This window comes from Holzapfeliella saturejae (assembly GCF_037546065.1).
Classification (GTDB): domain Bacteria; phylum Bacillota; class Bacilli; order Lactobacillales; family Lactobacillaceae; genus Holzapfeliella; species Holzapfeliella saturejae.
Genome location: NZ_JAWMWG010000001.1, coordinates 205,377 through 216,917, shown reverse-complemented (window position 1 = coordinate 216,917; position 11,541 = coordinate 205,377). Strand labels below are relative to the sequence as shown.

The following is an 11,541-nucleotide window of genomic DNA, read 5'->3' as shown; positions in this document are numbered from 1 at the left end:
CCTCCTAGCTTTTCAAATATGAATACTCATGAAATAGGCAAGACTAGTCGATTTTACCACTAAAAAAAGAAGCTGTTAAGCTCCTTTTTTTGAAATATAATAGTTATTTAATTTTTTGAATATTATTCGGTATAACACGAATAATGGCCATGCTGTTAGGATTAGTGGGATATACCAGATAGCTAAATCAAAGTTAAAAATTGAAGTGAGTTCAAACAAGTTACCTAAGAAACCATAAGAGATGATAATCCCAATAATCACAAGGGATAAAAGCCCATACTTAATAGGTGTTAAAGGCTTACTTAGATATAGCAAAGTGATAAAACCAATTACGGTAATCATCAGTGAGACCATGGTTGAACTGTCAGCAAATGGGACTTGAGCATAGCTTTGTAAAAATGAAAAAATGATGACATAAGTCACAATTGAGAAAGCCGCAGGCGCTGCAATCGATAAGACATTATCCATAAAACGACCATTTGGGCGACTAAAGTCAGGTTCTAATGCCAAGAAGAATGATGGGATTCCTACTGTTAGCATTGTCGCTGGTGTCAATTGGCTAAGATGGAAAGGATATTGTAGATTAACAAAGATAAAAATAACCGCTAAGATAATCGAATAAATCGTTTTATTCAAGTACATAGAAGCCACTCGTTCGATATTGTTTATCACACGACGACCTTCATTTAGAATATTAATCATGTTATCAAAATTAGCATTTAATAGCACAAAATCAGCAACTGATTGACTCGCATCATTTCCACCAGCTACAGCGATTGCACAATCAGATTGTTTAAGGGCTAAGACATCATTGACGCCATCTCCTGTCATCCCGACAGTTTTACCTAGTTTTTGGTAAGACTTAATTAAATTGCGTTTTTGCGTAGGGGAGACACGACCAAAAATATTGTAGTTTTGGACTAAATAAGTAAAATCGACGTTATCGGTTTGTTGGCTCATATCGACATAATCTTTTGATCCTTTAATGCCAGCGCGTTGAGCAACGTTGCTAACCGTTACTGGATTATCGCCAGAAATCACTTTCAAGTCGATGCCTTGTTCAGCTAAGTAATTAAAAGTCTGTTTAGCTGAGGGACGAACTTCATCAGCGATTTTGAGCCATCCCATTGGTGTAAGGGATGCATCATCTAATTGCTTTAAGTCACCAGTCCCTTTAGCAATTAAAATGATACGAAAACCATCAGTTGTAGCTTGTGCGATTTTTTCAGCCATATCAATCGGAAGTTTTTGGTTTTTAAAGATGAATTCAGGCGCTCCCATTAACCAAAATTCATCAGGATTATCTGTAAAGCTTGCACCACTCATTTTTCGATCTGAAGAAAAAGGCAGTGTTGCAGTAGTTTCTTTGATAGCCGGTGTCTGAGTGTAACCCAAAATCACGCGTGCAGTAGCATTATCATCTTGATTAGCTTGAACAATAGCTTGTGTTTGGTTGATCAATTCTTCTTTTGTTAAATCAGCAACAGGTTCAATTTCATGAATATGCAGATTACCCGTTGTGATAGTTCCTGTTTTATCTAAACAAAGTGTATCAATACGGGCGAGTGATTCAATTGCATTGATTGAACGTGTTAACACTTTTTTGCGGCTAAGGTTCAATGAACCAACAGCTAATGCAACAGAGGTTAGTAGTACAAGTCCTTCAGGAATCATGCCGATGACAGCAGTTGCTGTACCCAGAATAATTTGGATATAACCGCCACCTTTTAAGTAACTTGAGATAGCTAAAATAATTCCTAATGGAATAATAATATAGGTTAGTATTCTGATGATTTTGTTAATCATATTGAGCAATTGACTTGAAGTTTTTTTTTCAGTTTTAGCTTCAAGTGATAATTTTGAAATAAAGCTTTCATGTCCAACTTTTGTTAATTGAACAATCGCTTGCCCACTATTAATAAAAGAACCAGACAATACTTCATCTTGATCTTTCTTGATAATGTTACGAGATTCACCAGTTAAAGGGGATTCATCGACTTCAAGCCCGTTAGTTTGTAGCACAATCCCATCGGCAGGAATTTCATTTCCACGTTTTAAAGTGACAATATCACCTTCAACAAGTTCATCTTGTGACAATTGAACTGACTTACCATCACGTTTGACCGTGATTTGTTGCATCGTGATTAAACTCATGGCATCAACTTGGCGTTTTGCACGAAGTTCTTGGAAAATGCCAATAACAGTGTTGAATAAAACGGGGCCTAAAAACCAGAGGTTGGCATATTTGCCAGTGATAGCGACCAAAATCGCAAAGAATAGGTTGATGGCATTAAATAAGGTTAACGTGTTTTCAGAAATAATCTGACCAACGCTTCGGGTCAGCGATTTGACGGGTACATTAACTTTACCTTCTGATTTTTTTTGTTCGACTAGCTTTGAACTTAACCCATTTTGAATGAGTTCAGTTGTTGCTTGATTCTTCATTGACACAACCCCAATACTTATATATTTAAAAACGATAGTGGGTTAAAACCCTTCCTATACTACTATGCTTATTTTTCTTTAATAATTCAACCATTTCGCCATAATTTTTGTAGATTATTAAGATTTTAACAAAATAAAAAAGACCCTAACAGGGTCTTTTTTATTATTCGCTACGGAGAGCGGTTGAGGCGTCTTTTTTGGAAGCCATTTTTGATGGAATGTGACCACCTAACATTGTTAATGCTGTACTAATAATAATTAAAATAATAGCATGAACAGGGTTAAGGTTAGCAACATTTTCAAGGTTGGTGATTTGGTAAAGTAATGCGTTTATTGGGAATAACGCTAAATAACCAATAACAACACCAAGTACACCAGAACCTAGTCCTAAAATGAATGTTTCGGCATCAAAGACGTGTGTGATATCTGATTTTCTTGCACCTAGTGCTTTTAGAACACCAATTTCTTTTGTACGTTCAATAACGGAAGTATAAGTTAAGATACCAATCATAATCATACTTGTTACCAGAGAAATACCAGCAAAGGCAACTAGAACGTAAGTAATACCGTCCATTAAACCACCTGTAAGACTTGAAACAGTACCAGCCATATCTGTATAGATGATTTTATCTTCGTCTGATTTGCCTTCATTATATTTGTCTAGGTAAGTTAAGACATTTTCTTTGTTTTTGAAGTTATCAGTGTAAATTAAGATACTTGATGGAATGTCATTACCCCCAAGAAAAGCAAGTGTTTGGGTCTTAGCCATATCACTTGTAATAGGTTGACCAGTTAACACATTGTTGTTGCTTTCTTTTTGTGCTTTGACGATTTCTGAGTTTGCGTTATCTTGAATGATTTCTTGCGCTAGTTTGTCAGAGTAAGCAATTCCAGGAGCAAGTGCAGTCGTTCTTGAAGTTTCATTTGATTTCAAGATACCGACAACTTTAACTTCACGATTTTGTGAGTTATTGTAAGCCGTTGTTAAATCTTGTGTGGGCATAAAATTACCTGTTGGTAATTGTTGATAGTAGTTATTGTTATTGACTAGCTTAATACTTGTCCCAATAATTTGGTTATAGTCTAGTTTTTGATCATTTGAAACATCAAATCCTAAGTTCTTAAGTGAGTTGATATTTGTTTTATTGTCTTTATCAACAATTAAAACCACATCAGTTGGGTTTGAAGGATAGTCACCGTTTACAAGTTGGTAGTTATCTTTTAAGAAATTACCTTTATTTGGATCAAGTTGTTCAGGGAAAACGGATACGCCCATTCCTGTCATAGCAGACATTTGTTGAGCCATACTGCTGCCATTGTCGGATTGATTTGAGAATTTAACAGCTTGAACTTTACCATTAACTTCACGAAGTAAGTTCATCCCAGTAGCACGGCTATAACTGATGTTATTACTATCATTAGGATTCATTTTGTTAAGGTAATCAAGATAATTGCTGTCGATTTTGTTAGTATGCGTTGCGGCTTCGTTTTGATCTTGCTCAGCAATGACATAGTTAACATTTTCAGATTGAGAAGCATCGGATTTATTCTGCGTAAGTGAAGAACCAGCAGAAGTTTGAGTAGCTACTTGTGAAATTGTAATCGGAAACTTCGATAACGTCTCACCTTGAGTTTGTCCAATTTGAATTCGAAAACCATTGGATAATCCTAGAACAATGGCAATACTAATAATTCCAATACTTGAGGCAAAAGCAGTTAATAAAGTACGCCCTTTTTTAGTTTTAAGGTTGGTGAAGGATAACTTAAGTGCGGTCCACCAACTCATCTTGGTGCGTTTTAAATTGAATTGTTGGTTACGATTGCTATCATCATAAGGATTAGTATCATCTTGAATTTTACCATCAGCAAAACGGACGATACGATCTGAATAATCTTTGGCGAGTTCTTCATCATGGGTAACCATAATAACTAAACGGTCTTTAGAAATTTCTTTAATCAAGTTCATAATTTGAACACTGGTTTTACTATCTAAAGCTCCTGTTGGTTCATCAGCTAGCAGGATTTCTGGGTCATTTGCAATCGCACGCGCAATTGCCACACGTTGCATTTGACCACCAGAAAGTTGAGCGATTTTTTTATCAATATGGTCGCCAAGTCCAACTCTAGTTAAGGCATCTTTGGCTTTTTGCGTTCTTTCTTCAGCGGAAACCCCACTTAACGTCATACCCAGTTCAACATTATCCAGAATAGATAAGTGACCAATTAAGTTGTAGCTTTGGAAGATAAAGCCGACTGAGTTATTACGATAAGCGTCCCAGTCTGTTTCTTTAAAATGCTTAGTTGATTTATTTTTGATTAATAAATCACCAGAATCATATTTATCTAGTCCACCAATGATGTTAAGCATAGTGGTTTTACCAGAACCACTAGGTCCTAAAATCGAAACGAATTCTTTGTCCCGAAAAGAAAGTGAAACATCATCTAGTGCTTTGGTTGTTGTATTTCCAACATGGAAATACTTTTTAAGATGTTTAAGTTCTAACATGGTTAATATCCTTCCATATAGTATGATTTATATATATTAATTATTAACAATTGTAAACTGTTTGACAAAATTGTCAATGCACTATATTATTTTTTAGAAAAGGACGTGAAAACTTAATGGAAAATAAAGAAAATAACCCAACCAATTCCTCACTTGAAGTTGTGAGTATTTTAATGCGAGTTTTGTTTCATAATATGAAGTTGAATGGCTCGCTTTCAAGAATGCAATTATTAACGTGTTTCGTTGTAATCGATGAAAAAAAAGTCAAAATGTCAAGATTGGCAGACTTAATTGGGATTTCACGCGTGCAAGTGAGTCATTTAGTTAAGTCACTTGAAGAACAAAATATTGTTGCTAGAAAAACTAACCCTGATAATCGCCGAGTAGTTGAAGTTGAGATGACCCAATATGGTTATGATTATGTGCATGAACAGTCAGAAGAATGGCGTCAAAATTTTGAAAAAGAAATGGCGAGCGTTTCTAAAACTGATTTGGCTGAATTAGATCAGCATTTAAGTCAAGCAGTTGAAATATTGAAGAGAAATGGCAAATAAATTTGCGAATGTAAACTAAATACCAATAATATTAATATAAAATTTAAGTTTTGAAAAAATAATTAAATCATTATATTTAGGTATAATAATTTAATGGTTAATTTTATAAATGTTGTTAAAACAATGTTTATATGATTAGCTTGATTAGCTAGAAGTGGATTTTCCACTTATAAAAAATAAATGATTGGTTAATATAATACTTAAATATGATTAGTTATGTTTAAAATAGATGACATTTTTGACTAAGAAGAGTACCCTCCTAGATGTAAAATCTAGGGGGTATTTTTATGAAAAATAAACAAAAGAATTTCGACTCAAAAGTATCTAAAAAAGTAATATATGCCAGTTCTGCATTACTTGCAGCTACGGCATTTGTAACTGTTACCTCATCTGATATAGGACAAAATATGCAAGGGGTTAACCCTGTTGTTCAAGCAGCTACTGATTTGCAGGTTGCACGCTTGGATGGGTTGGTAACTAATACAAGAAATATTAGCTTTTATGTGCCCGGGGCACAAAATCATACTATTTCTTCTATTGGTGTAAAGTCCCCTAAAACGGGGAATTGGCTTTCTTGGGGTGCCTCTTCAGTTAAAGTATCATCAGATAAGAAACATTTCGATGTTACATTTACTAATTCAGATAATTTAAATTTTATCAACAACTCTGAAAATGTTGGTAAATCTATGGCCTTTGAACTAAAATTTGATGGAGATAACGGTATAAAAATTCCTTATAGTAAGGCCATCGATTCGTCCGAATTAATGAACGCTAAAAAGCAAGGGAAATCAAGTATTGACGCTTTAGTTAATCTAACTGCTCAACAGTCTGAAGATTACAAGACTCAAATTGAAAATAGTCAAAATACAACTCAAGTTAATACAATTGTAAATCAATCCCAAGCCACCAATGACTTAGCCACTTTAAATCAATATAAAAAACAAAAACAATCTGAATTAAAGCAAAAAGGTAAAGAAATAATTGATTGGATTATGTCTTGGTTTAGGAGAAATCCGATGACTTTACTTAATCCCAAAGAATTAGCAAGACAAACTTCTTTAATTAATCAAATTAATTCATCCTTGAATAAAGCACAAACCGATATTAATAATGCCAATTCAATGGGTGAGGTTGACCGAATCGTCAACAATGCAACTACACAATTTAATCAAACAAAAGACATAACAGATACAGCTAATGCAGATGCACTTAAAAAGTCAGCACAAAATCAAGCTAAAAAAGAATTACAAACAAAGTATGATAGCTTAAATGAGCAACTTAATATGATGTCTGACTTAACAGATAAAAGCAGTTTACAAACAGAACTTACTAATGCGTTTAATTCTGGAAATGCAGCTATTGAAGGAGCTTCTTCAGCAGACGATGCTAATAGTAAAAAATCAACGGCTATTAGCAATTTAGAAGCAGTTTTAGCAAAAGCTAAAAATGATCAAAAATCTAATCAAGATAATCGTTTAGCAACTAGTCGAAATCAAGCCAAAGCAGACTTGGATAACCAATATCAACAACTACAGGCTAAATTAAACAGCTTACCAGATAGTAGTCCTAAAAAATCAGGTTTAACTCAACGAGTAACAGATTTTTACTCTCAATCTAATCAAGATAGTTTAACTCAAGCACCTGATGAAGGAGGTCTAGCTCAAGCAAAGACTAATTTGATACAAACATTTAATACACTAGCTAATGACTTAGATACTGCAAAGTTACAACAAGAAATAACAGATTTAATTACTACTAAATCTACAGATGTTACAAACGCTGTTGAAGAAATGGGAAACATCACTGATAAGTCTAATATTTTAAGTTCTATTACAGGAACTAAAAACAATTTAATTAATAATATTCCTAATACACTTTCAGACTTAGCAATTTATAAAGAAAAAGTTAGCCATGCTTTTGATCAAATTAAAGCTGATGCGGGTCTTTTGAATCAAAGTAACTTAGATCAGGCTAAAAATGACGCAAAAAGAGCTATCAATCAAAAAACTGATGAAGTTCAAGCTATTATTGGCGAATTAGCTAATCCACAAAAAGCACAGCTACAGTCAGAGTTAAATGCTAAATCAAAAGCGGGCAGAGATAATGTAGATGGTGTGTCAAAATCCGCAGATGCGTTACTTGCTAAAGATAATTCTTTAATAGATTTAGAATCTCTTAAACAAAAAGCAAACCAAGCAAAAGCTGGTCAACAAGCAGCTAATAACAATCAACAATTAGCTCAATCTGCTCAAGACTATATTCAAGCTCTACAACCACTTTCAGATGATAAAAAACTAGGGTTTAACAAACAAGTTAATGATTTGGTAACTAGCTACCAAACTAAATTGGCAGCTGATAATTCCGATGTTAATGCTTTATCAACTAGTTTTGTTCAAAAACTTGAAGAAATAAAATCAGCAGCTAATTTAGCTAATCAAAAGCAAGTTTTAGATAGTCAAATTACACAAAAAAGTGCTGATGCTCAAAAAGTTATTGATAATAGCTATAACTTGGATAGTGACCAGAGAGCGAAATTAACCCAAGATTTGGCTAAAAAGACAAGTGATTTACGTCAATCAATTTCTGGTGCTCAAAATCCTGCTGATTTAGATATTAAGAAAAGTGAGATTGGTCAACTAGATGATTTTGCTAAAGATACAAAATTAGCAAACGATAAAGCAAAAGCATCTCATGATTTGAAAACCAAAGCACAAGAAGTGAAGAATAATCTTGATAAGTTACCGGGATTAACAAAAGAGCAAATTAAAAGTGCCCAAAAATTAATCGATGATAAGTTAAATGATGGGTTAGCTGATTTAAGTAAACCAGAAACTACAGACGTTAATGGTAAAAAACAAAGTATTGCAAGTACTTTAGATGCTATTTTGAGTCAAAAAACGCAAAGCTCTAACCAAGTATTAACTGATAAACGTACAAATCTAGAATCACAATTAGAAAATAAAAGAAGTGAACTAGAAACTAAAATTAAGGCATTATCTCACTTAGATTCAAGCCAGATTAATTCTGGTATTGATAAAGTTAGTGACCTGAAAAGTAAGGCCGTTACCGATTTAGTTCCAATTGAATCTATTAATCAACTTGAACAAGTTGCTAATTTAGCTCTCGCTAATATGGAAGATGAATATAATCAACTCAAATTAGCAGATGATAAGGCTAAAGCTAGTGCAACATTATCTGAAAATATTGATAGTGAAAATGGTCGAATTGATAATTTGACAGGATTAAGTTCAGATGAACAACAAGCAGCAAAAGCTGAATTAAAAACGATTAAAGATCAACTACCAACAGCATTTGATGGTCTAGATAGTGATAATGCAATTGCCCAAAAACAACTGGAAGTACAAAATCAAATTAATCAAGTTTATAATGAATATAATCAAAAGAGCAATGCTAATCTTGAAAATGCTAAATCAAGTGCTAAATCAAGATTAAAAGAACAATATGATGATTTACTAAATAAAATTGATAATCATACAGATTTTAATGCCTTAACTGCAGAAGAAAAACAAAATTATATTGAGCAAGTTAACGATGCATTCAATGAAACAGCACAAGATAATGCAAAAATTGATAAATCTGATTCGACACAAGCTATCGGTTATCTTGAACAAGCCACAAAAGCTAAACTTACTGATTTATCAAATCAAGTTAAATTAGCAAACTTGAAAAAGCAAAAAGCCGCCGAACTCTTGGAACAAGCTAAACTCGAAAACTTGCAACGAAATCAACAAACTTCAGTTGATCAATCAAATGGCGATATCAAATCTGATTATAGCCTTTCTGGTTTAACGGAAGAGGCTAAACGACAATTGCAAGATGAGTTGAATAATTTAGCAAGTACAACGGTAGATTTAACCAATGCCAAAAGCGAACAAGAAGTTTTATCTGCGTTTAATCAACAGTTAGCTGCAATCAATCAAAGATTTGACGAAGCAGCTAACACGAGTCAAAAAAACATAGAAAATGCTAAATCTTCTGCTAAATCTGAGTTAAAATCGCCGATTTTAGATGGATTGAATTTAACTGAAACTCAAAGACAAGAATTTGACAATCAAATTAATCAGAAGTTATCTGATGGTGAAGCCAATATAAATAATTCAAAAGAATTTGAAACGATTTCTCAATACAAAAATTCGGCAAATCAAGGGATGCAAGCTACTTTAGAGCAAGCACAACTTCAATCCGATAAGAACACGGCTATTACTAAAGCAAACCAACATCGAGATAATCAAAAACGGGCTATTGATCAAATGTTAGGCTTAAGTGATTCAGATAAAAACGGTTTGAAAGGTCAAATTGATAATAGCATTAATGCATTAGTTGCCGACAATTCAGAATCTGTTTCTGGTGTCAATTCTAGTGAACAAATTACATCCTTAGTAGCTGATAATAATGCTGCTATCGAAAAAATTATGGACGATGCTAAAAAACAAAATCGAGATAAAATTAATGATGTTAGAGCAAAAGCTAAATTACAATTGGAAAATGAAATTGAAAGTAACACTCTTCCACAATTGAAAAATAGTAACCTATCTCAAAGTTATCAAGATGAAATTGATCAAATACAATTTGATATGGAAAATTCAATAAAAGATAACGATAATCCAAGTGATATCGCTTATCAATTAGCACAAGCCAAACTCAAAGTAGCAGATGTCAAAAGACGTGCTGACTTAGACCAAAAACGTGAAAATGCACGCCAACAATTGCTTGGTTATGCTCAAAAATTGACAGGTCAATTAGATAATTTACAACCAGTAGATCAAACAGATAAAGATAATGCTAAGAATTTGATTAATCTTATTTCTGATGAAGCAGACTTTGGTTCAGCAAATTCACAAGCAGAAATCATACAAGTTTTAAGCCAAAAACAAAAAGATATGGTAGATCATTATCAATCAGTTGAAGATATCAAACAAACTAATTTAGAGTCAGAAAGAACGGATAGATTTGAAAAATTAGCTGAACAAGTTGATAATTTACAAAATGAAATTATCAATCAGCCCAACTTAACCCCTGAACAGCAAGAACAGTATATTAATCAACTGTATACCTCATTGTTCAATGCCAATGATGATTTGCAACAAGCCCTATCATTTAAAGATATGAATGACATTGAAAATACGATGAATAAAGTGGCGCAAGATGTCATTAAAAATGCTAAATTGACTAATAACAATCAACAACCAACTCCCACACCAACACCAGTTCCAACTGATGATAATAATGACTCGCCACAGCCAACCAATCAAAAACTAACTGCAAGTGAAGTGAGTCAAGAAGTTGGTCAAGCAGTTAAACAGGCACAAGATACAATTAATCAAAATACAACGTTAACTCCTCAACAAAAACAAAATTATTTAAATGCTTTAACTAACTTGCAAACTGAGTCGAATAATCAATTGAATCAACTTGGATTTGATCCAAGTACGTTCAATATGCCTAATTTAAATCAAAATGTGCAAGCCATTTTAACGAGTTTCAATGATTTTGTTAAGAGTCAACCAACAAACCCAAATAACACAACACCTAATAATCAATCAACTAATACTAATATAACAGCTAATACTCAAAATACGGGTAATAATACTATTGCAAATAATAGAAATGGTAATCCTACTCAAAATGCAGGCACAACTAGAACCGATTCAGGCAATAGCTACCGTTATTATCCAGCAACAACAGCTCAAACAGGTGGTTCTCAAGGACAACTTGAACCAGCTAACTCAGGCCAAACGCAAAACGGCAATAGTAACAGAGATACTGGCGGTTTAATTCAAAGATCAAACCAAGGGAATAACCGTTCATCTGTTGCTAATGGTGGAAGCAATGGTTCTGTCGATAAAGTGGCAAACCTAAATAAAGATAATGACTCAGGTCAATCTAATAATTGGTGGAATGCTGTTCCTTATATAGGTGCTTTAATCGTCGCTATTGGGGGTATTTTCTGGCTAATTGCTAAACGAAGAAAAGACGATGATGAAGAATAGAATAAAAAACAGACCTTTTCGGGTC

Annotated in this window: 4 protein-coding genes; 2 read left to right on the top strand and 2 right to left on the bottom strand. The window is 33.6% G+C overall.

All coding sequences use genetic code 11. The features are described 5' to 3' along the window. Positions 1 to 75: 75 nt before the first annotated feature. Both R4Y45_RS00860 and R4Y45_RS00855 read right to left on the bottom strand, forming a co-directional pair. Positions 76 to 2,445, bottom strand: a complete 2,370-nt coding sequence (locus R4Y45_RS00860) for an HAD-IC family P-type ATPase (RefSeq protein WP_339968346.1) — start codon at positions 2,443 to 2,445, stop codon at positions 76 to 78. A gap of 163 nt (positions 2,446 to 2,608) precedes the next feature. Then, complete coding sequence (locus R4Y45_RS00855) at positions 2,609 to 4,951, bottom strand: ABC transporter ATP-binding protein/permease (RefSeq protein WP_339968344.1); 2,343 nt, start codon at positions 4,949 to 4,951, stop codon at positions 2,609 to 2,611. A gap of 116 nt (positions 4,952 to 5,067) precedes the next feature. Here R4Y45_RS00855 and R4Y45_RS00850 point away from each other — a divergent pair, with 116 nt between their 5' ends. Both R4Y45_RS00850 and R4Y45_RS00845 read left to right on the top strand, forming a co-directional pair. Further along, on the top strand, positions 5,068 to 5,505 hold the full coding sequence (locus tag R4Y45_RS00850; RefSeq protein WP_339968342.1) for a MarR family winged helix-turn-helix transcriptional regulator: 438 nt from the start codon (positions 5,068 to 5,070) through the stop codon (positions 5,503 to 5,505). 287 nt (positions 5,506 to 5,792) lie between these two features. Further along, the gene (locus tag R4Y45_RS00845; RefSeq protein ID WP_339968340.1) at positions 5,793 to 11,516 is read left to right on the top strand and encodes a hypothetical protein; all 5,724 of its coding nucleotides are present in this window, start codon (positions 5,793 to 5,795) and stop codon (positions 11,514 to 11,516) included. Positions 11,517 to 11,541: the final 25 nt, after the last annotated feature.

What these genes read in the sequence shown, in the direction of transcription:
- R4Y45_RS00860 (WP_339968346.1), bottom strand. Translation starts at nt 2,445, where the DNA reads ATGAAGAATCAAGCAACAACTGAACTCATTCAAAATGGGTTAAGTTCA.
- R4Y45_RS00855 (WP_339968344.1), bottom strand. Translation starts at nt 4,951, where the DNA reads ATGTTAGAACTTAAACATCTTAAAAAGTATTTCCATGTTGGAAATACA.
- R4Y45_RS00850 (WP_339968342.1), top strand. Translation starts at nt 5,068, where the DNA reads ATGGAAAATAAAGAAAATAACCCAACCAATTCCTCACTTGAAGTTGTG.
- R4Y45_RS00845 (WP_339968340.1), top strand. Translation starts at nt 5,793, where the DNA reads ATGAAAAATAAACAAAAGAATTTCGACTCAAAAGTATCTAAAAAAGTA.